Origin of the sequence: Brachybacterium sp. GCM10030268 (assembly GCF_042666305.1) — a bacterium.
Taxonomy (GTDB): Bacteria; Actinomycetota; Actinomycetes; order Actinomycetales; family Dermabacteraceae; genus Brachybacterium.
Map to the genome: position 1 here is coordinate 38,663 of NZ_JBHTCW010000006.1, position 22,776 is coordinate 61,438.

A 22,776-nucleotide genomic window follows, 5' to 3' on the forward strand; every position below is an offset into this window, starting at 1 on the left:
CACGGCATTTCCTACGTGAGAAGAGCATGGTGTTCGACGGGTTGCCAGAAGTTGCCTCACGGGCGTCTGGCGGGGTCGCGGATAGCACGGAGAGGCGCTCGACGGGTGCGTCGGCAGGTCATCGATGGAATCTCTGGGGGCTTGCTGAGCTGGGAATTCGCTTACCCGGCGAGAATATTCGTGTCTTCGGATCGTGCGCATGTGGCGGAGGTGGCGGCCTGCCGGGAGTCATCGGCTGGCGAGTTCCGGGTCGCGGCACGACGGCCCCCGCGTTCCCGTCGCCGTGATCCATGCTCGCCCTGCCGGGCACCGTCGCGCCGAGCCGCCCCGTTGCCACCACCCCAAGTGGGCTATACCATTTCCGGATCAAGTGGCGGCATCGCCTGCCGCCCCGTCGTCCAGGAGCGAGCGCGCCCATGAACACCTTCGAAGACGTCATACGCGTCATCACCGACAATCTCTTCGCCCAGGTCTCCATCCTCATCGGGCTCATCGCGCTGGTCGGCCTGATCCTGCAGCGCAAGCCGTTCGACGAGGTCGTCGCCGGGGCGCTGCGCGCCACCATCGGCGTGGTCATCCTCAACATCGGCGTGGAGATCTTCACCGGGGGACTGTCAAGCTTCCAGGCCATCGTCTCCAGCGCCATGGGCCTGGACCCGCCGGAGGCCACCTCCACCCTCGCCGACTTCACCGCCGGCGCCGGCTCCGTCGTGCCGCTGATCATCGCCGGCGGCTTCGTGGTCCACCTGGCACTGGTGCGGATCTTCCCCGCCGCCCGCTTCGTCTACCTCACCGGACACCTCATGTACTGGATGTCCGTGGTGATCTCGGCGTCGCTGGTGGAGGCCTTCGGCGACGTCAACCGCTGGGTGCTCGCCGGAGTCGGCTCGATCCTCATCGGCTGCTACTGGGTCCTCCAGCCGCTGTGGACCCGCCCGCTGATGCGCAAGGTGATGGGCGATGACGAGGTGGGTCTGGGCCACACCGACTCCCTGATCGCCGTGGCCTCCGGGTACGGGGCGCGCGCCCTGAAGCTCGGCGACCCCGAGCAGCATGACTCCGAGCGGGTGCGCCTGCCCAAGCCGGTCTCGTTCTTCAAGGACATCAACGTCTCCACCGCCACCATCATCGGCGTGATCATGCTGGTGGCGATCCTGTTCGCCGATTCCGGCGTGGTCGCCGAGCAGATGGGCGATGAGACCCTGCTGCCGTGGGTCTGGGCCGTGCTGCAGGCGCTGCGCTTCGCCGCGGGCATCGCGATCCTGCTGTTCGGCGTGCGCATGTTCCTCGCCGAGATCGTCCCCGCCTTCAAGGGACTCTCGGAGAAGGCGCTGCCGGGCACGAAGCCCGCCCTGGACCTGCCGGTGGCCTTCACCCGCGCCCCCACCGCCGTGATGATCGGTTTCCTCGTCTCGACCGTGGTGTTCCTGGCACTGATGCTGATCTTCGCCGCCACCGGCTGGTTCGTCCTCGTCCCGCCGATGATCATGCTGTTCTTCGGTGGCGGCGCCGGCGGCGTGTTCGGCAACGCGGTCGCCGGCTGGCGCGGCGCCATCTTCGGCGGCATCCTCAACGGCATCGTGCTCGCGATCGGCCAGGCCATCGGCTGGGGCCTGTACGCGGGCACCGCGCCGGAAATCGCCACGCTGGCCGACGCCGACTGGTACGCGGTGGGCTGGGCACTGATCGGCCTCGGCGCCTTGCTCTCGCCACTGGGAACCTGGGCGATCTGGGTGCTGGCCGCCGTCACACTCCTGGTGACCATCGCGATCCTCGTCGCCCTGGGCCGCCGCGCCCCGGCCGAGGCCACCGCTTCCACCGGTGCCGACCCGACCGGCACCGATTCGACCGGCACCGACGCCCCGCAGAGCCACCGCGGCGAGCCCGCCACGGTCGGTGCGACCGCCGCGGCGGAGGGGCGGACCGCGACGGCCGACGGTGGCGCCGCCCCGACGGCCGACGGTGACGCCGCTCCGAGGGCCGACGCCGCGACCAGCCCGTCGGCCTCCGCGCCCACACCCACCGCGCCCTCCGGCCCGCTGGACGTCCTCGCCGTGTGCGGGGCGGGCATGGGCTCGAGCCTCATCCTGCGCACCACGGCCGAGAAAGCGCTGGACCGCATGGGGATCGAGGCGACGATGCGCCACACCGACGTCGGCTCCGCCCGCGGTGAGCACCCCGACATCGTCGTCGCCCAGCAGAGCTACCTCCAGGAGCTCGGCGACATCGCCCCGGTGATGGTCCCGATCGAGAACTTCGTCGACGTCGACCACGTCGAGAGCCGCATCTCCGAGGCGCTGCAGAAAGAAGGATGGCGATGAGCGAGGACCCGATGATCGACGACCTCACGAGCATGCTCACCCGCGTGGTCGAGGACAACCGGGACGGGATCGAGGCATCTGCGCAGGCCGTCGCCGCCTCGGGCCGGGACGGCGGCTTGCTGTACGCCGCCGGGGCGGGGCATTCCCTCGCCGCGGTCATGGAGACGTTCTTCCGGGCCGGGGGCCTTGCTTTCGTCCGGCCCCTGTGGGATCAGCGAGTGCTGCCGCTGGCCGGGGCCCGCGCCTCGACCGCCGCCGAACGGGAGGCGGGGCTCGGTCAGGCCGTGGCCGAACGCGCCGGGGTTGGCTCGCAGGACACCGTGCTGATCTTCTCCAACTCCGGCGTGAACCCCTATCCGGTGGAGATCGCGCAGCAGGGCCGACGGGCCGGCGCCACCGTCATCGCCATGACCTCCGTCCAGGCGAGCCGCACCGCGCCCCAGCGCGCCGAGGGCCGGCTGTTCGAGCTCTCCGACATCGTCCTGGACACGCAGGTGCCGGCGGGGGATGTGACCTGGCCGCCGTCGGAGCCCGTCACTGCGCCCGCCTCGACCCTGGTGACGGCTTCGCTGTGGACGGCGATCCTGCGGCGGATCGACACCATCGCCCCGGAGGTGCCGCGGTGGAAGAGCGCGAACGTGGCCGGGACCGATGAGTTCAACGCCGCACTCGTAGAGCGCTTCGCCCCCCGGATTCCTGAGCTGTGACCGGCGCGATCTGCGCGGAGAGCTCGAAACGGTCGCCGGGGTAGGTCGAGACGGTGCGCTCGATCGCCTGCCCGCCGCGGCCGGAGACACGCACGAACTCGAGCGCCGCCGAGCCCCGCTCGACCCCGAGCTCGTCGGCGTCCTCGGGGCGGATGATCGCCGCGCGGATCGTCTGCTCGCCGGCGTCGAACCGCACGCCGTAGCGGGACTCCAGCACGCTGTACAGCGACTGGGTCGAGAAGTCGACCTCGGCCAATCCCGGGACGACGCTCGCATCCAGCGCGGTGCGCTCGATGGCCATCGGCCGCTCGTCGGCCAGGCGCACGCGGTCCAGCCGCACCACCGGGGCGCCGTCGCCGAGGCCGAGGGCCTCCGCCGTGAAGGGGTCGGCAGGCGCCTCGACAAGGCTGAGCACCCGCGAGCCCGCGCGGATGCCGCGGGCGGCCATGTCCTCGGTGAACCCCGTCAGATGCAGGGGCAGATTCACCGCGGGGCGTGCGACGAACGAGCCCCGGCCCACCTCACGCACCACCCGGCCTTCCCGCGTCAGCTCATCCAGCGCGCGGCGTGCCGTCATCCGCGAGACGCCGCTCTCGGCCGCGAGCGCCCGCTCGCTGGGCACGGAGGTGCCGACGGGCAGCGCCTCGATCTGAGCGCGCAGCTCCTCCACCAGGGCGCGGAACTTGGATCGGTCGGTCATGGGCCGATCTTCGCACGGTGCGGGCCGCGGCCCTGCACACGGGGTCGGTAGCTGCGTACGGGCGACTGCTCAGTGCCGGTTCCTGAAGCGCGCTTTCTTCTGCCGGTTCCCGCACGTGTTCATGTCGCACCAGCGGCGGGTGCGACTGCGGCTGGTGTCGAAGAAGATGGCACGGCAGGTCGGTGACGCGCAGATGGCCAGGCGTCCGTCCCGCTCGCCGGAGAGGATCTCGATGGCATCGGCGGCAACCACCCCCAGGGCGTCCCGGGCGGGGGAGAGGGAGCCCAGCTGCCAGCGCCGGGTGCCGTCGGCGGTCAGGACGGCCGCGGCATGCCCGCCGGCGCTGCAGTCGTTGATCACCTCGAGACGGTCGGCGGGGAGAGTCTCTCCCTGTGCGACCGCCGTCCCGGCGACGTGGATGGACTCCCTCAGCTCCAGTGCTTGCTCGAGATCGGCGCCGTCGCAGGAGTCCACGGGCAGGCCGCTGACGGCGAACCAGTCGAGGAGCCGCTTCGGCGTGGGGATGCGCTCGACGGGCTCACCGTGACGCTCCGACAGGGTCGCCGTGAAGCTGGTCGCGAGCACCGTGCCGAGGCGGAATTCGGGGTGCGCCGTGGACATGGAACCACCTTAGCTGGTTGCCCCTGTCACACGCAGCGTGATAGAACCAGCAATGCCGGTTCCAGTGATGCCGGTTCCAGCATTGCCGGTCCCGCAATGCCGCTTCCAGTGAGTCCCGGAGAGGACAGCCCATGACCAACGCGCCCTGCGACATCGACGCCATCGAGACCAGAGCACGTCACGCCGACCTCGCTGACCTGCGTGCGCGGCTCTCCGCGGCACGCCTGCCCGAGACCGAGACGGTCCATCGCCCCGCGCCCGATCCGCGCCGCTGGGACCAGGGCGTCCCGCGCGCGGACCTCGTCGAGCTCGTCGGCTACTGGATCCACGAGTACGACTGGCGACGCTTCGAAGCACGTCTGCAGCGGATCGGTCAGTACCGCACGAGCATCGACGGCCTGGGCATCCACTTCCTGCACCGGCGTTCCTCCCGGGCCGATGCGACGCCGCTGATCCTGACCCACGGGTGGCCGGGCAGCATCGCCGAGTTCGTGGACATCATCGACGAGCTCGCCGAGCCCGACTCGGCCGAGACGCCCGCCTTCCACGTCGTGGTCCCGTCGCTGCCCGGCTTCGGCTACAGCGACAAACCGACCACCACCGGCTGGGGCATCGAGGCAATCGCGGCCGCCTGGGCGGAGCTGATGGAGCGACTGGGCTACGACCGGTTCCTCGCCCATGGCGGCGACTGGGGAGGGGTGATCACCACAGTCCTCGGCGGCCGGTACCCCGAGCACGTCATCGGCCTGCACACCACCGTCGCCCAGCCGCCCCCGGGCCTCACCACGCAGGGCCTGACGGAGGCCGAGCGCGCCTGGGTGACCGAGTCCCGCGATTTCTGGAGTCACCGCGCCGCGTATGCGAAGCAGCAGGCCGCCAGGCCGCAGACCATCGGCTACTCGCTCGTGGACTCACCCGTGGGATTGCTCGCCTGGATCCTCGACAAGTTCGCCGAGTGGACGGATACCGAGGACAGCCCGTTCGAGACCATCAGCCGGGACCACGTGCTCGACAACGTGACTCTGTACTGGCTGACTGCCACCGGCGCCTCGTCCGCGCGGATCTACTTCGAGAGCCACGCCGCGCTGGATCCCGTCCTTCGGGTCGACGTCCCGTCGGCCATCACCGTCTATCCCCGCGACATCGAGAAGTGGCCGCGGGTGTGGGCCGAGGAGCGGTTCCGGCGAATCGTCCGGTGGCGGACACCGGACGCCGGTGGGCACTTCCCCTCGCTCGAGGCCCCCGAGTTCTTCGTCGAGGATTTGCGAGAGGGGCTCGTGGCTGTACGGGCTGCGCGGGCCGACGACGACGTCGCGGCCGCCCACGAGGCCAGCGGCTCGGCCGGCGGGAGTGAGCGCCCGGAGGAGGCGTGAGCAGCCCTGTTCGACTCACGTCCGCAAGTGCGACGCCCCGTTCAGATCGAGCACAGCCCCGGAGGCCCACTGCGCCTCGGGTGAGGTGAGGTAGAGGATCGCCGCGGCGACCTCGTCGGCGGTTCCCACCCGCCCGAAGGGGCTCTGGGCCCGCAGGCCATCACCGTTCTCGCCGTCGAGCTTGGGCTGCTGGCGCTCGGTGTCGACGAAGCCGGGGGCGACCGATGCGACGGCGATGCCGTGCGGCGCGAGGGCCAGGGCCATGGACTGCCCGAACGCGTGGAGTCCGGCCTTCGCCGCCCCGTAGGCCGGGGCGTCGGGCTCGCCGCGGAAGGCGCCGCGGGAGCCGACGTTGACGACCACTCCCTGGGTGCCGCGGGCGATCAGCGAACTGGCCACGAGATAGGTCAGGTTCGCCGGCGCGCTCAGATCGACGTCGATCATCCGCCTCCAGCGCTGCTGCCACGTCTCGTAGTCGACCTCGTCGACGCGGTGGGAGGTGGCCTCCCCGGGCGCGATGCCGGCGTTGTTGACGAGGATGTCGATCTGCCCCATCCCGGCCTCGGCCTCCTCGACGACGCGGCGAGCGGTCTCGGGGTCGGAGAGGTCGCCGCCGACGAGAATGTGGCCCTCGCCGTGCAACTGCGCGAGGGTCTCCTCCGCCGACGCCCTGTCGGCGCCGTAGTGGACGGCCACCCGGTCGGCGCGCTCACTGAGGGCGATCGCGGTCGCGCGTCCGATCCCGCGGGAGGCTCCAGTGACCAGTGTGCATCTCATGCTCGGCTGCCTCGTTCCGTGGTCGCTCGGGGGTGGTCGATCTTGGCGGGTGGTCGATCGCAGTGTCATCCTCGCGCATGGGGCGGCCGTGCGGTGTCCGCATCCGGGCCCGGCTGGTCCGTGCCGTGGAGGGGGCCACCCAGGCTCGGATGCCGTCGCTCACCCGGGACCGGCAGACGCGACCCGGCGTCTCGGCCGCGCCAGCGCAGAGCGGACGAAGAACCCGGCGAAGCGCCCGGCTGCTGTCAGCCGTCGGGCCCGCGTGAAGCCCTGCCCCCGGATCGAGGTCAGGAGCCGGACGAGGTCCGGTGCGCTGATCCTCAGGACCGTCCGGACGGATTGCCCGTCGGCCCCGTCGGCCACACCCTCGGCCCCGTCGGCCCCGTCGGCGGGGGAGACCTCGATGTGCAGCGTCGTCAGCCCCGCCAGCAGCGCGAGCGGGCGGCGGCCGGACGTGTGCTTGACGCCGATGAGCCGGCGGGGCCTGCCGTCGTCGTCGGCGAACTCCAGCGAGTACCGCATGGCCTCGTCGCCCCCGCGCGGGAACAGCGAGAGCGTGCCGGCGGTCTCCGCGCCGGTGGCGATGCCCTCGAGATCGATCGAGCCGTGCACGGCGATCGGATGAGCGTGGTCGGTGAGGAAGCCGTCCATGCTGCGCACCTCCGCGCGCAGGCGCAGCTCCGCTCGCGGTCTCGTGCCCGACGGTGTCGCCATGTGTTCGGCGAAGACCACCCCGTCGCCCCTGGTCGCCTCGCGCGCGGCCGCCGCATGGGCGAAGGCGCCGTCCTCCGGCACGGGAGTCGCCTGCACTGCGTCCCATTCAGGGGCGCGCCACTCGGGCCGTCCGGCGGCCCGGATCACGGCCTCGATGGCGCGCTCGGCGCCGGCCAGGATCGTCGCCGACGGGTTCACGCCCGTCGCGGCGGGCACCACGGACCCGTCCATCACGTAGAGGCCGGGATAGCCGTGCACCTGGCCGATGTCGTCGACCACGCCGGATGCCGCGTCGGCCCCGGGGCGCACCCCGCCGAGGGGGTGGACGGTGATGGTGCGGCGCAGCAGCGACCACGTCGGCGGGTTGTACTGTCGCCCGCCCAGCAGCCGCCGCACCAGCGGCCCCACCCGACGCTGCGAGCGGTACAGGTGAGCCTGCCAGCGATTGCTCCAGCTCAGCGCCGCCTCGCCCTTGTCATCTAACCGCAGCGTGCCCCGGGCCGAGTCCCGGCCCATGGCCAGCAGCGCGAAGGTGCGCGTGGGGTCGCTGCCGCGCAGGTGCTTCCACCAGCGCCGGACGGTGCGCCCCGGCAGCAGCGCGTCGTAGAGTTCCTGCAGGGGAGGCGGGATCGCACCGTCCTGCACCTGGAACCACACCGACCGCCCGCCCTCGGGCACGGACAGCACAGTCGTGGTGGTGATCGTCGGGCCCGTGGTCATGTCCGCGGCATCCCGCGGCATTTCGGCGAGAGTCAGGAAATCGCCGTTGCCGGAGAATCCCCGGCCCAGCTGCGGCGAGAGGTCGGGCAGGGTTCCGTGGACATCGCGGGCGCGCAGCAGCAGCTCGTTGGTCGCCGCCGCCCCGGCGGCCAGCACGACCCGCGGCGCCGTCCAGGTCCGGGGCGGGGCCGACGGGTCCGTCGGGGACGTGGTGGTCACCGCATAGCCGGATCGGCCGGAGGAGTCGCGATGAGTCTCGATCCGGCGGACCTCGGCGTCGGTGACCGCGCGGGCCCCGTGCTGCTCGGCCACCGCGAGATAGGTGACATCCAGGGTGTTCTTCGCGCCGTGGTTGCAGCCGATGATGCACTCGCCCACGAAAGCGCATCCGCGCCGCGGCACCCCGTGGACGTTGGGATGCCACGTCTCAGGATCCCCGAAGGTCACGGCGAGACTCGGGCGCACCGTGGCCGGGATGTCCATGCCCTGGACCATCTGCTCGATCAGTGAGGTGCGCGGGGCGGGCCTGCCGGTCGCCGGATCGTCCCCGGCCGGGGCGATGCCCATCATGTGCCCGGCCAGCTCGTAGTACGGGTCGAGGCTCTCGCGCCGCAGGTGCGATGGCCAGCGCTCGTCCATGACGCCTTCATAGGGGCGGGAGAAGACGTTGGCATAGACCAGGGAGCCGCCGCCCCAACCCGCCGCCTGCACACTGCCCATCGTGTCCAGCCAGCGGATGTCGTACAGGCCCTGGCCGGCCCGCCACAGCCAGCGGTCCTCCAGCTCGGGCCGACGCGGGAACTCGCCGAGGGCCCACCGGCGACCGCGCTCGAGCACGATCACGGACAGTCCCGCCTGCGCGAGGCGGGCCGCGGCGACCGCCCCGCCGAATCCGCTGCCGACGACGATCGCGTCCGCGTCGTAGTGCTGAGCCATGATCAGTGTCCTCGCTGCCGCACGGGGCCCGACTGCTCGCCGTCCTCCCGTGTCCTGGATCGTAGAGCCGCCGGATCGGCAGACGCTGAGGTGTGCCCGTCGCGGGGCAGCGGGCAGTGTCCGCAGACGTGCTCCGGTGCTCGGTCGTCAGTCTTCCTCCCCGGTGCGGGCCCGTCCACACATCGCGCGAACCGGCGCTCTATGCGTAACCGCAGTGTTACGCTTTCGGCATGGACGTGTTCGACGCGCTGGCGGACGAGACGCGCCGCCGCCTGCTCCTGCAGCTCTCCGACGGTGCACACACGGCCGGGGACCTGGCTCGGACGGAGACCATCTCGCGGCCCGCGATCAGCCGCCACCTGAAGGTGCTCCGCGAGGCGGGCGTGCTGGATGTGCAGCAGAACGGACGGCAGCGCTTCTACGCGCTGCGAGCCCAGGGACTGGAACCGGTTCGCGACCTGGTCGAACGGATCGCCTCGCCCCCGGAACCAGCGCCGCCGGTCTCCGAGCATCATCTGGACGCGCTCGAGCTGGAAGTGCGCCGAACCGTGCGTGACCGCCCCGCGAGACAGGATCACCGACAGGAGAACTCCGCATGAACGCCACGCCGCAACCGAACGGACAGCTGGGGGAGGGGCCCCACGGACGTGAGGTCCGCATCGAGCGCCGCTTTCGAGCCCCTATCGACGACGTCTGGGCCGCGATGACCGAGCCCGAGCGACTCCAGCGGTGGATCGGCAGATGGGAGGGCGACCCGGCCACGGGCAGAGTCACGTTCTACATGACCGCCGAGGGCGATGACGTCGAGCCTGAAGAATTCGCCATCACGGAGTGCAGCCCGCCTCACCGCTTCGCCGCGGACACCAGCGTCGGCGACGGCGCCTGGCATCTGCGGTTCGAGCTGAGCCACGAGGACGGCATCACCACCGTGGTCTTCGCCCAGGCGCTCGGCGACGACCCCCTCGGCAGCGTCGGGCCGGGCTGGGAGTACTACCTCGACCGCCTCGCCCGCACCCTCGAGGGGGAGGACGCCGACGACGTCGACTGGCACAGCTATTACCCGTCCATGAGCGAGTACTACGAGTCCCTCGCGCGATGACCGCGCGGCGGCCGGGAGCCACCCCGTCGGCCGCCATCGAGCACGATCATGGACGACCCATCCGGACGCGGTTGTCCATGCGCGGGATGCCTATCGCATCTGCCCTGCGTATGGCGCGGCAGGTGCGATAGGCGTCCCGCCGACGGTCGCGGTCGGAGGCGTCCCGCGGACGGTCACGGCCGGAGGCGGTCGCACGATTCGCTGGCTGTGACCGCGCGGTGATGCGCCTGACGTTGTCGCCGGCCACCAGGCGTGCGATCTTGACAGTGAGCCCGGAGAATCGGGCTCCCGGACGAGGGGTGCCGTACCCGGAGTGCGACAAGACGGCCCGCAGGAGGCTGTGATGTCGTGGTTCGTTCTGGTGCTCTCCGGGATGCTCGAAGCGGTGTGGGCCACCGCGCTGGGGAAGTCCGAGGGCTTCAGCCGGCTCGCCCCCACCCTGGTGTTCTTCGTCGCCCTGGCCGCGAGCATGACCGGCCTGACCTATGCGATGAAGGACCTGCCCACCGGCACCGCCTACGCCGTATGGGTGGGCATCGGGGCGGTGCTCACCGTCGTCTATGCGATGGCCACCGGGGAAGAGCTGATCTCGGTGACGAAGGTTCTGTTCCTGCTGATGATCATCGGCGGGGTCGTGGGGCTCAAGCTCGCCCACTGAGGACCGCCCCCGCTCTCGGCAGGCTGCGGGCTAGCTGACCTGCCCCCGCGGTCCGCAGGCCCCGGCTAGCTGAGCTGCCCCGTGAACACGGCCGGCCCCACCAGCAGGGCGAAGCCGACGGCGAGCAGCAGCCAGCCCAGGCAGGCGGCCGGCATGTTCGTCGTGGCGTACTGGTCGCCCCAAGACTTCACCCAGCGGCTGGACAGTGCCAGGAGGATCACGCCGATCGCGGCGATCACGATTCCGGTCCACATCAGCACGGTGATCATGGGCGACCAGCCTCTCTCTCGTGTCGGGATGTCCCCGACTCGTGTAGGAACGGAACCATTGTCCGTCGGCGGGGGAGCCCGGCGCATCCATCGCCCTCAGCCGGCCTGCATGACCTCCTGCAGGCGGCCGACGGAGGAGGCGTACGGCCACAGCCACACGTCGTCCACGGCCATGTACTCCCGATCCTCCGGCGTGAAGAGATCGGCGGCTTCTCCGAGCGCCATGAGGTCGAGATGCTTGCCCATGCCCTCCACGGGAATCTCGTGCTCCGTCCCGTCGACCGTGATGAGGAGGTGGCCGTCCCCGTCCTCATCCAGGCGCGTCTCGACCTCGGGCTCACCGGCGTGGCGGAGCACCTCGGCGAGGGTCTTGACCACGTCCGGCCAGTCGGAGCTCGGATCATCGAGCGGAGAATCCGGGACGGCATAGACGTACCAGAAAGCGCCGACGTCGTAGCGGTCATCGGCCGGGTCCGGGCCCTCGGCGCCCAGGAAGTACCCCCAGGAATCGTCCATGAGGGGATCGTCGAAGACGGAGATGTCGACGCCCTCGCGCCGCGGGATCCCGGCCTCCTCGAGCAGCCGCAGCTTCTCCTCGACACTCAAGGACTGTGCGGCGCCCGGCGACGCACCCGCGTCGCCGCGCTCTGTGCGTCGTCCCCGCAGCCAATCGAACAGGCCCATGCGTTCTCTCCTCGTCGGTTCCACCGGTACCGGCCGGAGCGCCCGTGCGGCGTCCCCCATCGCGCGGCCACGCTAGCGCGACGGCTCGTCCCCGCCGCAGTCGCGGGGGCTCATCTCGGGATCCGGGCAGTCGGTCGAGATCGATCGGCGCGCGCCATGCCAGGTCGAAACGCCTCCGATCCGGCAGCCGCGCACATAGGGTCGGGACATGAGCGCATCCCCTTCTTCCCCTCATAGACCCGGCTTCCTCGAGCTGGTCCGCGCCGAAGAGCTGCCCACCACCGCCCACTGGGCCCTGCGCGACTGGATCGCGATCGCGGCCGTCCCCCTGATCTTCCTGGGCGGCTGGCTGGTCGAGGCGGCGACCGAGAGCACCACCGTCCTCGCCATCTCCGACACCAGCATCCGGATCCTGCTGTTCATCGTGCTGGTGATCGCCAACCGCGAGCTGCTGGCCCGGCACTGGCGGGCCATGTGGCGGGCCAAGTGGCGCTCGCTGGGGCTCATCCTCGTCGGCATGGTCGTCATCCAGATCGTGATCTCCCTGCTGGGAGCGATCTTGCGACCGCTGTCCGGGGCGGACCTCACCGAGGAGAGCGTTGTGCCCGAGCAGGCGTCGATCGCCTTCGGGGTGGTGCTGTTCGCCTCCCTCGGGCCGACGGTGACCGCGCTGGTCGAGGACTTCACCTTCCGCCACACCCTGCTGATGAAGTTCCCGGTGTGGAACAAGGCCGCCCTGGCCGCGCTGCTGGTGGTGGGCAACGCCCTCGTCTTCGGCCTGATCCACGTCAACAACTTCGACGGGCACTGGCTGCTGACTCTCGCCTACGCCGGAGCGGGCCTGGTCATGAACCTGGTCTACCTGTGGACGCGCAACATCTGGCACGTGCTGCTGATGCACGCCCTGAACAACTTCCTGCTCGGCGGGCCGGTCATCGTGCTGTTCGTCCACCTGATGGAGGGCGCGATCGGGGCGTGAGGCCCCGTCAGTTCACTCGACCATCCCGTTGACCTCGGAGATGGTCGCCTCCGCGGCCTCGCGGGGAGTGGCGCTCCCGAAGCGCACGTCGGTCAGCAGCCGGGTGAAGGTGTTCTGCGCATCCGCGGTGCCGGTGGGCTGGATGGCCGGGGCCTCGGCCAGCTCCGGCGTCACCGCCTCGAGGAACTCCACGACGTCGCGGTCGGCCTGCGTCAACGCATCACCCATCGCCTCGATCGCTGCCGGATTCGACGGGACACCGCGGTTCAGCAGCTGGATCGCCTGCGCCTCGGGAGCGTTGACCAGGAAGTCGACGAGCTCGGCCGCCTGCTCGGAACTCTGCGAGCCCTCTCCGATCGACCAGTACATCGAGGCCTTCTTGAACAGGCCGTTCTCTGTCGCCGAGCCCGTCTGCGACGGCGGGCGCAGCATCACCACGTCCTCGGAGCCGACGGCATCGCGCACCGACTGCAGTTGGTTCGTCCAGGTCCAGCTCATCGCGGACCGGCCCACCGAGAACGCCTGCTGCTCGAGAGTCACCGTGCCGTCCTCCACCGCGGCGTCGGCAGGCAGCGTCGCCCCGGATTCCTGCAGGTCGAGATACAGCTGGTACCACTCCGTCAGCGACTCGGGCGTGCACCCCATGCCATCGGCGCCCCACAGGTCTTCGCCCTTCTGGCGCAGGAAGATCGTCAGGTCCGCGTAGCTCGCGCCACCGGTAACGCCTGTGGCCACTCCGGAATCGCTGATGCGGCGGGCGATGTCATGGAAGTCCTCCCATGTCCACGAAGTGTCGTCGGGCAGTTCGACGCCGGCCTGCTCGAAAAGCTCGGGATTGGCGACGACCACCCAGGCGTTGGAGCCGGTGGACAGACCGGCCAGGACGCCATCGACCCGGCCCGCGTCGAGGTCGGCGTCATCGACGCCGGAGAGGTCGAGGCCGGGCAAGGACTCGAGGTCAGCGAGGACCCCGCGACCGGCGTACTCAGCGATGTACTTGCCGTCCATGTTGATGACGTCGGGCACGTCTCCACCGGCCACCTGCGTGGCGAGCTTGTCCCAGTAGCCGTCCCACTCCGAAGGCTGCAGCTCGACCTCGATATCAGGATTGGCCTCGCGGAACGCATCGACCATCTCGGCAGTGAACTCCTGGTAGAAGCCGGGGCCCCAGAATACGAAGCTCACCCCCGTCGATGTCTCGGCCTCTCGGGCCGAGGGGCCGCAAGCGGCCAGCATCATCGAGGAGGTGAGCCCGCCGGCCAAGACGGTGCGGCGGCGCGGGGTACGGGGCCGCCGTCGCCCGGCTCCGGTGCCTGCGACGTGTAGGGCCGAGCAGGCAGGATGCAGCGGAATTGCTGATGGGCAGCCTCTGCGAGCGGTGCCGTCGTGCTGCGAGAGGGTGCGGGGGAGCGAGGTGGTGAGCATGATGGGCCCCTTCGAGCGTCGTCGATCTCTGGGTTGCACAGCGAGAACGTGAACATACAACCGCTCGGACAGCGCTGTCCAGACTTTCGGGGGCGGACCCCGCCGAGCTCACCAACCTCGCCGACGCTCCGGCGTACGCCGAGGTGCGCCGGCGGCTGGAGGCGGAGCTGGCCCGGCTGCAGGAGCACTATGGCGACCGGCCCTACCAGGGGCCGGAAACGACGCGGCTGGACTGGGCGGTCTGAGTCGGCATCCCCAGGGATCCCGCGGATCGTGCACCTGTCCGCGGCGGCGTCTCCGCGGATCCTGCCCCTGTCCGCGTCGGCGTCGCTCTCGGCCTCTCAGCGCCGCCAGAAGAAGCAGTGGGTGATGCCGCTGGGCGGGGTGACCTTCTCGAGGTGGAAGCGATCGGTGAGATCCTCGGGCCGGTCCCACAGCCGCAGCCCGGTTCCCAGCTCCGTCGGGGAGACGGCCACGTGCATCTCGTCGATGAGGTCCGCATCGAGGAACTCCCGGAGCGTGGTGACGCCGCCGCCGATGCGCACGTCCTTCCCGTCGGCCGCTTCCTTGGCGCGCTCGAGCGCTTCGTGCGGGGTGGCCTCGAGGAAGTGGAAGGTCGTCTCGCCGAGGGTGAGGTCCGGCCGCGGGTGGTGGGTGAGGACGAAGACCGGGGTGTGGAACGGGGGCTCCTCGCCCCACCAGCCCTCCCACTCCAGGTCCGGCCAGGGCCCGCGGATGGGGCCGAACTTGTTGCGGCCCATGATCTCGGCGCCGATGTTCCGGGCGAAGTCGCGGGTGATGTAGTCCTCCATGCCGCGGGTGCCGCCGGGGTCGGTGCGGTTGACCCAGCTTGCGGTGGCGCCGGCCCAGCCGAACAGGTCACCGGGGTCCACCTCGCCGAAGGGCCGCTCCAGGGTCTGGTTCTCGCCGGCGCCGATGCCATCGCGAGAGACGTTGAAGTTCTGGACTCGGACTCGCTGGGTCATCGCGTGCTTCCTTCGGGCGTCGTCGCGGCGGGGGTCGCGAACGGGTATGCGTCGACTCAGACTAGAGCTTCGCAGGCGCCTGGCGTTGTCCGATCCTGCGACGATGCCGGTCGGCCGTTGCCGCGCCATGTCGGCCCGCCGCACATCAGCGGCCACCGTGGAAGGGGCCGGACACACCGGTGGCGGCCCCACCGAGGTGGAGCCGCCACCGTGGCGCCCAACGCGCGTCGTCCGGGAGCGCGCGGGAGGGGGCGCCGGTCGTGGGCGCTGGTCAGCGGGAGCCGTCGCCCTTGTCGTCGCGGAGCCCGTCGAGGGCGCCCTTGACGGCGTCCCGGGCATCCTGCGCCTTGTCCTTGGCGGCGGCCTTGGTCTGCTGCGCCTGGCCCTCGGACTCTGCTTCCTTGTCACCGGTGGCCTTGCCGAAGCCTTCCTTCGCCTGGCCGGTCACCTTGTCCTTCGCGTTCTCGAACTTCTCGTCTGCACTCATCGGTGCCTCCTGGTGTCGACGCGAACATGCGTTCCGTTCTGGCCGCCCACTATACGAACCACACCGAAGCACTCTCGACCGGGTGGTCGCGCGGGGTCTCACGCCCCGAGGGTCGCTCCGCAGATGGGGCACTGCTCGTACTCCCTACGGCCCCAGCGCGCCACGGGGAGGACGAAGAACAAAGTGAACTGCTGGAAGGCCTTGCGGCGCATCCACTGAGCCGTGTTGTGGCAGCGCGGGCAGGTGCGCGTCGCTCCCGGGCCGAGGTCCCGCTCTTTCGGGGCGATGGAGAAGATGAAGAACATGGCGTGCTCCTAGTGGCTGTGTCGACGTGCTCAGTTCGAGGTGCTCAGTGCGGCGCCCCGTCAGCCGCCCCGGGCGAACGATTCTGGTCGCCATACCGCCGCAGTGGTCGGAATAAGGGTCGCAGACCGGCAACTACGGCGGTATGGCCGCGAGGTGCGGGACGCTCTGATGCGAGGCGGTCCGCGGTGCACGGCGGCCCCGGCCGGCGTCCGGGGGAGCACCCCCTCGTAGAGGCCGCTTGGACCCCGCGTAAACGGCCTCAACGAGGGGGTGCTCGCGGTGCGCCTGCTGCCCCGCGCCCCTTCACGTAGTGGCGGGGGGAGGGGGTGCTCGCGGGGCGTCCGCGGCCCCGCGCCCCTACACGTAGTCGCGGGGGATGGTGGTGCTCCAGGTCTGGGAGTGGATGCGTTCGACCCCCTCCCAGGCATCGAGCTCGGCATAGACGTGGAAGTCGGTGGGCGTGGAGGTCAGCACGGTGCGGGTGGTGGTGTGCGCTGCCCAGTCCCCGCGGGAGAACCCGATGTCCCACAGGGTCTCCCCGCGCACCGAGTTCACGTCGGTCCCCACGAAGCTGTAGGTCTCGTGGGCGTCGCGGCTGACGGTGAGGTCGATGTCGTCGAAGCGCACGGTGCCCAGCCCTTTGACCACATCCAGCCGGCCGGCGAGCTCGACCAGGTCACGGCTGACCTTCCACTCGTGGTTGCCCGGCTCCAACCGGGTCGTGGCCAGCGGCTCAGCCCCCTCGGGCTCGCCGAACTGCGGGCTGACCTCGTCCTCCGGGCGGGGACGCACCGGCAGCACCAGTTCGCTGGCCTCGGGGTGGATCGTCAGCCGCACGGGCTCGGGCGGCGGCCACACCACCGGCCAGTACGACGTGGAGATCGAGACCCGCAGCCGGTGCCCGGCCGGGAAGGACTGCGCCATGCCGTTCAGCCACACCTGCACGGTCTGCCGCTCGCCCGGGACCAGCTCGCTGGGGTCGTCGGAGCCGGTGTGGTGGGTGAGGTTGTGGACCCCGTAGCTGACGCGGGTGGAGGCGCCGTCGGGCGCGATGTCCGAGAGCCGCACGATGACCTGCGCGATCGGCTGGTCCACGGCCACGTCCAGCGAGACCATCGGCGAGCCCAGCACCTCGAGCCGCTCGGTGAGCTCGTCGGAGGTGAAGACCAGGCAGCCGCCGTCCTCTTCGCGCTGGTCGTAGGGCATGTCCGGCGGGGCGTTGTACGAGCACCACTTGCCGGCGAACTGCCCCACCGACAGCGGCGAGCGCACCGATCGCGGCGGGCTGGAGGGGTCGGAGCCGGGCGGATGGATCCGGTAGTAGCCCAGCGGGTAGTGCGTCGGCTCGATGCGGTCGCTGGGCCAGGAGCTCTCGCCCACCCAGCGGCCCGGCCGCTCCTCGTAGGTGGTGGCCGGTGGGGCGTGGTCCTGCATCCAGATCGTCAGCGCCGGCCGGTCCATCGCGCCGTTGTCCCGCTGGTCCTTCAGCCAGTGGTCCCACCAGTCGACCATCTCCTGCAGGAACCCGATGGCCGGTCCGGGCTCGCCGAGGTGGGGGTACTTGTGGCTCCACGGGCCGATCAGGCCGCGCACCGGGGAGTCCAGGCCGGACAGCAGGCGGAAGACGGCGTTGGAGTATCCGTCGGCCCAGCCGCTGACGGCGAGCACCGGCACCTCGATCGCCGAGTAGTCCTCGATCACGGAGCCGTGGCGCCAGTAGTCGTCGCGCCGCTGGTGGCGCAGCCACGTATCCAGCCACAGCCCGCTGTTCTCCAGCCGCTCCAGCCACATCTCGCGCCAGCTCTCGCCCACCACGGCCGGGTCGGGCGGGCAGCCGTTGTAGGCGAACATGGTCGAGGCCCAGGAGAGGTTGTCCGTGAGCAGGCAGCCGCCCATGTAGTGGACGTCGTCGGTGTAGCGGTCATCGGTGGAGCACACGGTGACGATCGCGCCGAGGCTCGGGGGCCGACGGGCCGCGACCTGCAGGGCGTTGAACCCGCCCCAGGAGATGCCCATCATCGCGGTGCGGCCCGAGCACCACGGCTGCTCGGCCATCCACGCCAGGATCTCCTCGGCGTCGCGCAGCTCCTGCTCGAGGTACTCGTCGGTCAGCACCCCCTCGGAGTCGCCGCTGCCGCGCAGATCCACCCGCAGGCAGGCGTAGCCGTGCCCGGCCATGTAGGGATGGTGGATGGAGTCGCGCTGGGCGGTGAGGTCGCGTTTGCGATAGGGGATCAGCTCCAGGATCCCGGGCACCGGTTCGGTGTCCGAGGAGACCGGCCGCCACATCCGCGCCGCCAGGCGCGTCCCGTCGGACATCTCGATCCACAGGTGCTCGGTCTCGGTGACCTCGTGCGGAAAGCTCGTCACGGTCCTCATCCGGTCTCCACGTCTCCTCTCGTCACGGTTCTGGTCCGTTCGTCACAGCTCCGGGCCTTGGTCACAGCCTGAGCGCTCGTCCCGGCTCGAGGGCGCTCGTCACAGCTCCAGCCCGGAGTCCGAGATCGTCGTCCCGTCGGCGGCGACCTCGTCGATCCGGAAGTCCAGCGCCTCCACGCAGCGCTGGAAGGCACGGGTGATGGTGGCCTCGTCGTCCCCGCCCGTGAAGATCGTGGCCATCACGTAGCTGTAGGCGTCCTCCGAGACCCGCTGCGAGAGGCGCTCGCCGACCACCGCCGTCACCTCGATGGTGGTGCCGGGCAGCTCGCGCTCCAGCTCGGCGATCTGCTCGCCGGAGGGGACTGCGCGCACGATCCCGTCCTCGCGGAAGACGCGCAGGAACCACTTCGCGGCCATCCCGTAGGGGCCGGTGCGGTGGGGCAGCTGCGGCGTGCGTCCGAAGGCCACATCCAGCATGGCCTGGTGGTTCGAGACGCCGTCGACCATCTCGAACAGCAGCGCGTGGGACTGGGAGTGGCGGGCGTTGACCTCGAGCACGTTGATCGCGCCGGTGCGCTCGTCCCAGAAGAACTCGACGTTGAAGGTGGAGTCGGTCAGCCCCGTCGCGGTGATCACCTTCCGCGCGATGTCGCTGAGGCGCTCCTGGATCTCCCACGGAGCCGAGGACGGGTACTGATAGCGCAGGAAGCTCGAGCTGTCCGGGTAGTCGAAGGAGTCGATCACGCCGTAGACGACGACCTCGCCGCCGTGGCTGAACCCCTCCAGTGTCATCTGCCGCCCGCCCACGGCGGCCTCGACCAGGCAGGCCTGCCCGCCGATGCGCTCGATCTCCGGGGGCAGCGGGACCATGTCCAGCACGTCCTGGAACGGGGATCCGAGGCGGTCGATGACGGCGCGCACGTCCGGCAGGTGGCGGCGCAGATCCGCGTCGTCCTCGAGCCGGTAGGCGCCCTCGGACGACGCGGAGTTGACCGGTTTGATCCACACCGGATAGCTCATGCCCTCGGGCAGCACCGGCTCGGGGATGTCGAGGTCGAGCAGGCCGAACGCGGGTACCTCCTCGATCGCGTCGGCCTGGACCAGCCGCGCCCAGTACTTGTGCTCGCAGCGCAGCACCGCCCGGAGATCGGCCGACGGCAGCCCGTAGCGGGAGCACAGGATCGGCACCATCTCCACCATCGGGAAGTCCCAGAAGCTGACGATCGCGTCGATCGGATCGGCGGCGTCGCGCAGTTCCTCCTCCGCCCGGTGCAGCAGCTCGTGGATGTCGATGTGGGTCGATTGCAGGTCCCGGCGCGCCAGCAGGCGGTGGAACTCGAGGTCCGCGGCGCCGGGCAGGCGGCGAAGGATCTCCAGGTTGTGCTGGTCCAGCCCGAGGACGAAGACGTGGCGCGTCATGTTCGATCTCCTTCGACCGTGGTGCGGGGTGCTCGCGTCAGCAGAGCCCGGTGCCCTCATAGTGCGGGAGAGGGCAGGCCGCGTAAAGGCGCTATGACCGGCCGGTCAGGGCGCGGGGCGCGTGAGCACGCGGGACCCGGTCGCCTCAGCTGACCTCGCGCGCCGCCAGCGGGATGCGTCCGCCGGCCAGGATCATCTCCACCTGCCGGTCCGAGAGCCGGTGGCGCAGGCGCACCTCGCGGCCGCCGATGGTGGCGGTGAGGTCGTGGCCGGCCTGCAGTGCGTCGTGGATGCCCTCGAGCACCGCCTGGTCCCCGACGCTGATCTGCTCGCGGTCGGAGGGGTCGACGAACTCCAGGGCGAGGATCCCGAAGTTGGCGAGGTTCTGCCAGTGGATCCGTGCGAAGGACTCCGCGATCACCACGCGCAGCCCCAGGTACTGCGGAGCGATCACCGCGTGCTCGCGGGAGGAGCCCTGCCCGTAGTTCTTGCCCGCCACCACCACGTGCCCGCCGGGGGTCTGCTGGGCCTTGGCGGGGTAGTCGGGATCGATGCGGGTGAAGGCGAACTCGGAGATCTTGGGGATGTTGCTGCGGTAGGGGAGGGCCTTGGACCCGGCCGGCATGATCTCGTCGGTCGAGACGTCGTCCCCCATCGCCAGCAGCACCGGCACGTCGAGGTGGTCCTCGATGGGCTCGGCGTCCGGCAGCGCGGAGATGTTGGGGCCCTTGACCAGCTCCACCTTCGCCGCCTCCTCGGGCGGCAGCGGCGGGGTGAGCATGTCGTCGATGACGCTGTAGCGCTCGGGCATCGTCGGCCGCGGGTAGACGATCGTGTGGGAGTCGACCAGCGTGCGCGGATCGGTGATCTTCCCGGTCAGCGCGGCGGCCGCGGCGGTCTCCGGCGAGCACAGCCACACTGCGTCCTCCTCCGTGCCCGAGCGGCCCGGGAAGTTGCGCGGCATCGTGCGCAGCGAGTTGCGGCCGCTGGCGGGCGCCTGGCCCATGCCGATGCAGCCCATGCAGCCGGACTGGTGGATGCGAGCGCCGGCCGAGACCAGCGCGGCCAGCCAGCCTCCGGAGATGAGGTCGGCGAGGACCTCGCGGGAGGTGGGGTTGATGTCGACCGAGACGCCCGGGTGCGCCTGGCGGCCATCGAGGATCTGGGCGACCACGGCGAAGTCGCGCAGCCCCGGGTTGGCCGACGAGCCGACCACGACCTGCGAGACGTCCTCTCCGGCGACCTCGGCGACCGGCACCACGTTGCCGGGGGAGGAGGGTTTGGCGATCAGCGGCTCGAGGGTGGCCAGGTCGATGTGCTCTGTGTGGTCGTAGCTCGCGCCCTCGTCTGCCTCGATGCGCTGGAACTCGTTCTCGCGGCCGACGGCCCGCAGGTAGTCGCGCACGGCGTCGTCGGCGGGGAAGACGGTCGCGGTGGCGCCGAGCTCGGCGCCCATGTTCGCGATCACGTGGCGGTCCATGGCGCTCAGCTGCGCGAGCCCGGAGCCGTGGTACTCGATGATCCGGCCGACGCCGCCGCTGACCCCGTGGCGGCGCAGCATCTCCAGCACCACATCCTTGGCCGAGACCCAGTCCGGCAGGGTCCCGGTCAGCTCCACGCCCCAGATCTCCGGGACGCCGACGTACAGCGGCTGGCCGGCCATCGCCATCGCCGCCTCCAGGCCGCCCACGCCGATGGCGAGCATGCCCAGGGCGCCCGCGGCGCAGGTGTGGGAGTCCGAGCCGATGAGGATGGTGCCGGGCCGGCCGAAGTGGGCCTGGTGGACGGGGTGGGAGACGCCGTTGCCGGGCTTGGAGAACCACAGCCCGAAGCGCTGCGCGGCGGACTGCAGGAAGAGGTGGTCGTCGGGGTTCTTCTCGTCGGTCTGCAGCAGGTTGTGGTCGACGTACTGGACCGACAGCTCCGTGCGCACCCGATCGAGGCCCATCGCCTCCAACTCCATCATCACCATGGTGCCGGTGGCGTCCTGGGTGAGGGTCTGGTCGACCTTGAGGCCGACCTCGGAGCCGGGCGCCAGGTCCCCTTCGAGCAGGTGAGAGTCGATGAGCTTCTGTGCGACGTTCAGTGCCATGGCGCTGTTCCTCCTGGGATCGCGGCCCGCCCCGGTCCGTCGGCGGACCTTCTTCCAGCCTAGGCCGGATCCGGGCGGGCTGCCCAGGGTTCGACCGGGCGGGCGGCAGCGGCTCCCGACGGGCGCGACGCGGGGAAGCGGTCACTGGGGAAGTGCAGTCAGCCTGGCTGACGGCGCCGCGGCTCGCAGCACCACTGCCCGAGCGTCCGGGTCAGAGGGGCAGTACCGGATTCGTGCGGCGGAAACCTGGCCGCAGGCAGGCGACGTCTTCTCGCGCCAGGAATGAGGCACGCTTCCGCCACGTTGGGGTGCTTGCGGCCGACGTGCCCTCGTCACGCCGCGCCCCGCACCATCCCGGCACTGCCGCCCCTGCCCGAGGAGACGCCATTACGCAGCCCGACGCCGCCCTGCCGACGAACGCCGCCCTCACCGCCGTGTCCCTGCCGAGCCTCGCCGACCAGGCCCAGCGCCTGATCGACCTCGACGTCCATGCCCGCGCCGGACTCACGGCGCAGGCCCTGCACGCTGCGGCCGACTCGCGGGGGAGCGCCCGCACCGATGCGCTGCTGGCGATCCGCCCCGACCTGGCGCCGCCGTCGGCCCTGGCACCACTGATGCGACGGGCCGACAAGCCCGGCTTCGTCGTCGAGGACATGACTGATGTGGACGAGTTCGCACCCGTCGGCATCGACGTCCCCTCGACCCCGGTGTACGTCGTCGAGGGGATCGACCGCGGCGACACTTTCGCCAACCGCACGCCCGAGGAGAGCCTCTCGGAGATCACGGGTCCCGGTCGCAGCCCGCTGCTGCTGACGGAGGGCCTGCACTGGGTCCTCCAGCAGCCGGGCGTCCTGGAGCGCAACCACTGCTTCATGACCATCGGATCCCGGCTGACGACGAAGAGCGGAAAGTTCGACTCCCGCACCCCGGCGCTGTGGATCAGCAACGGGACCGGGCGCGACGGGCGCGAGCGGAAGGACGCTCCGAAGCTCGGCTGGTGCTGGTGGGGCAACCGCCACACGTGGCTCGGGATCGCCTCCGCCGCCGGTCGTGTCGCCGTGCGCTGAGTGTCGCGCCGCCAGGCTCTGACAGCCGGGTCCTGAGACACGGGTGCTGAGAAACCT

The 22,776-nt window shown here is 70.8% G+C and carries 21 protein-coding genes and 1 riboswitch; of the genes, 8 read left to right on the forward strand and 13 right to left on the reverse strand.

Annotated features, from left to right (window positions below; all coding sequences use genetic code 11):
* The first annotated feature begins 416 nt into the window (after positions 1-416).
* Both ACFQRD_RS10145 and ACFQRD_RS10150 read left to right on the forward strand, forming a co-directional pair.
* Positions 417-2,321 carry a PTS transporter subunit IIC gene (locus ACFQRD_RS10145; protein WP_377804133.1) on the forward strand — a complete coding sequence of 635 codons (1,905 nt, stop codon included), beginning with the start codon at positions 417-419 and terminating at the stop codon, positions 2,319-2,321.
* Positions 2,318-3,028 carry a sugar isomerase domain-containing protein gene (locus tag ACFQRD_RS10150; RefSeq protein WP_377019744.1) on the forward strand — a complete coding sequence of 237 codons (711 nt, stop codon included), beginning with the start codon at positions 2,318-2,320 and terminating at the stop codon, positions 3,026-3,028. Before ACFQRD_RS10145 ends, ACFQRD_RS10150 begins: the two co-directional genes overlap by 4 nt.
* Here ACFQRD_RS10150 and ACFQRD_RS10155 read toward each other — a convergent pair.
* Together ACFQRD_RS10155 and ACFQRD_RS10160 are read right to left on the reverse strand one after the other, a co-directional pair.
* Positions 2,979-3,728 (reverse strand): GntR family transcriptional regulator, encoded by a 750-nt coding sequence (locus ACFQRD_RS10155; RefSeq protein WP_377804135.1) that lies wholly within the window; start codon positions 3,726-3,728, stop codon positions 2,979-2,981. The two genes, ACFQRD_RS10150 and ACFQRD_RS10155, sit on opposite strands and share 50 nt — an antisense overlap.
* A gap of 69 nt (positions 3,729-3,797) precedes the next feature.
* Positions 3,798-4,349: a CGNR zinc finger domain-containing protein gene (locus ACFQRD_RS10160; protein ID WP_377792724.1), complete on the reverse strand. Its 552-nt coding sequence runs from the start codon at positions 4,347-4,349 to the stop codon at positions 3,798-3,800.
* Between the two features lie 131 nt (positions 4,350-4,480).
* Here ACFQRD_RS10160 and ACFQRD_RS10165 point away from each other — a divergent pair, with 131 nt between their 5' ends.
* Positions 4,481-5,722 (forward strand): epoxide hydrolase family protein, encoded by a 1,242-nt coding sequence (locus ACFQRD_RS10165; protein WP_377792723.1) that lies wholly within the window; start codon positions 4,481-4,483, stop codon positions 5,720-5,722.
* Between the two features lie 15 nt (positions 5,723-5,737).
* Here the strand turns inward: ACFQRD_RS10165 and ACFQRD_RS10170 are convergent, their stop codons facing one another.
* Both ACFQRD_RS10170 and ACFQRD_RS10175 read right to left on the reverse strand, forming a co-directional pair.
* The gene (locus ACFQRD_RS10170) at positions 5,738-6,499 is read right to left on the reverse strand and encodes an SDR family NAD(P)-dependent oxidoreductase (RefSeq protein WP_377792722.1); all 762 of its coding nucleotides are present in this window, start codon (positions 6,497-6,499) and stop codon (positions 5,738-5,740) included.
* Between the two features lie 159 nt (positions 6,500-6,658).
* On the reverse strand, positions 6,659-8,869 hold the full coding sequence (locus ACFQRD_RS10175; RefSeq protein ID WP_377804138.1) for a GMC family oxidoreductase: 2,211 nt from the start codon (positions 8,867-8,869) through the stop codon (positions 6,659-6,661).
* Between the two features lie 230 nt (positions 8,870-9,099).
* On the opposite strand from ACFQRD_RS10175, the gene ACFQRD_RS10180 reads away from it, so the two are divergent.
* From ACFQRD_RS10180 to ACFQRD_RS10190, 3 genes are all read left to right on the forward strand, one after another.
* Positions 9,100-9,468, forward strand: a complete 369-nt coding sequence (locus tag ACFQRD_RS10180; RefSeq protein ID WP_377792720.1) for an ArsR/SmtB family transcription factor — start codon at positions 9,100-9,102, stop codon at positions 9,466-9,468.
* Positions 9,465-9,968: an SRPBCC family protein gene (locus ACFQRD_RS10185; protein WP_377792719.1), complete on the forward strand. Its 504-nt coding sequence runs from the start codon at positions 9,465-9,467 to the stop codon at positions 9,966-9,968. The genes ACFQRD_RS10180 and ACFQRD_RS10185 overlap by 4 nt, the downstream gene beginning before the upstream one ends.
* Positions 9,969-10,233: 265 nt before the next feature.
* Positions 10,234-10,301, forward strand: a riboswitch (guanidine-III (ykkC-III) riboswitch).
* A 10-nt stretch (positions 10,302-10,311) separates the two neighbouring features.
* On the forward strand, positions 10,312-10,626 hold the full coding sequence (locus tag ACFQRD_RS10190; RefSeq protein WP_377019751.1) for a DMT family transporter: 315 nt from the start codon (positions 10,312-10,314) through the stop codon (positions 10,624-10,626).
* A gap of 65 nt (positions 10,627-10,691) precedes the next feature.
* On the opposite strand, the gene ACFQRD_RS10195 is transcribed toward ACFQRD_RS10190, so the two are convergent.
* Positions 10,692-10,895, reverse strand: coding sequence for a hypothetical protein (locus ACFQRD_RS10195; RefSeq protein WP_377019752.1), 204 nt, complete (start codon positions 10,893-10,895; stop codon positions 10,692-10,694).
* Between the two features lie 96 nt (positions 10,896-10,991).
* Complete coding sequence (locus ACFQRD_RS10200; protein ID WP_377792718.1) at positions 10,992-11,579, reverse strand: hypothetical protein; 588 nt, start codon at positions 11,577-11,579, stop codon at positions 10,992-10,994.
* 208 nt (positions 11,580-11,787) lie between these two features.
* Here ACFQRD_RS10200 and ACFQRD_RS10205 point away from each other — a divergent pair, with 208 nt between their 5' ends.
* The gene (locus ACFQRD_RS10205) at positions 11,788-12,558 is read left to right on the forward strand and encodes a CPBP family intramembrane glutamic endopeptidase (protein ID WP_377792717.1); all 771 of its coding nucleotides are present in this window, start codon (positions 11,788-11,790) and stop codon (positions 12,556-12,558) included.
* Positions 12,559-12,570: 12 nt separating this feature from the next.
* On the opposite strand, the gene ACFQRD_RS10210 is transcribed toward ACFQRD_RS10205, so the two are convergent.
* The 7 genes from ACFQRD_RS10210 to ACFQRD_RS10240 form a co-directional block, all read right to left on the reverse strand.
* Entirely contained in the window at positions 12,571-13,743 is a 1,173-nt protein-coding gene (locus ACFQRD_RS10210; RefSeq protein ID WP_377792716.1) for an ABC transporter substrate-binding protein, read from the reverse strand.
* A gap of 581 nt (positions 13,744-14,324) precedes the next feature.
* Positions 14,325-14,969: a dihydrofolate reductase family protein gene (locus ACFQRD_RS10215; protein ID WP_377792715.1), complete on the reverse strand. Its 645-nt coding sequence runs from the start codon at positions 14,967-14,969 to the stop codon at positions 14,325-14,327.
* 271 nt (positions 14,970-15,240) lie between these two features.
* Positions 15,241-15,456, reverse strand: a complete 216-nt coding sequence (locus ACFQRD_RS10220; RefSeq protein ID WP_377015679.1) for a CsbD family protein — start codon at positions 15,454-15,456, stop codon at positions 15,241-15,243.
* 98 nt (positions 15,457-15,554) lie between these two features.
* Entirely contained in the window at positions 15,555-15,761 is a 207-nt protein-coding gene (locus ACFQRD_RS10225) for a hypothetical protein (RefSeq protein ID WP_377804140.1), read from the reverse strand.
* A gap of 358 nt (positions 15,762-16,119) precedes the next feature.
* Positions 16,120-18,141, reverse strand: a complete 2,022-nt coding sequence (locus tag ACFQRD_RS10230; RefSeq protein ID WP_377804142.1) for a CocE/NonD family hydrolase — start codon at positions 18,139-18,141, stop codon at positions 16,120-16,122.
* A 99-nt stretch (positions 18,142-18,240) separates the two neighbouring features.
* Complete coding sequence (locus ACFQRD_RS10235; protein ID WP_377015688.1) at positions 18,241-19,560, reverse strand: acetyl-CoA carboxylase biotin carboxylase subunit family protein; 1,320 nt, start codon at positions 19,558-19,560, stop codon at positions 18,241-18,243.
* A 145-nt stretch (positions 19,561-19,705) separates the two neighbouring features.
* Positions 19,706-21,652, reverse strand: coding sequence for an aconitate hydratase (locus ACFQRD_RS10240; RefSeq protein ID WP_377015691.1), 1,947 nt, complete (start codon positions 21,650-21,652; stop codon positions 19,706-19,708).
* A gap of 323 nt (positions 21,653-21,975) precedes the next feature.
* Here ACFQRD_RS10240 and ACFQRD_RS10245 point away from each other — a divergent pair, with 323 nt between their 5' ends.
* The gene (locus ACFQRD_RS10245; RefSeq protein ID WP_377804144.1) at positions 21,976-22,719 is read left to right on the forward strand and encodes a DUF5701 family protein; all 744 of its coding nucleotides are present in this window, start codon (positions 21,976-21,978) and stop codon (positions 22,717-22,719) included.
* Positions 22,720-22,776: the final 57 nt, after the last annotated feature.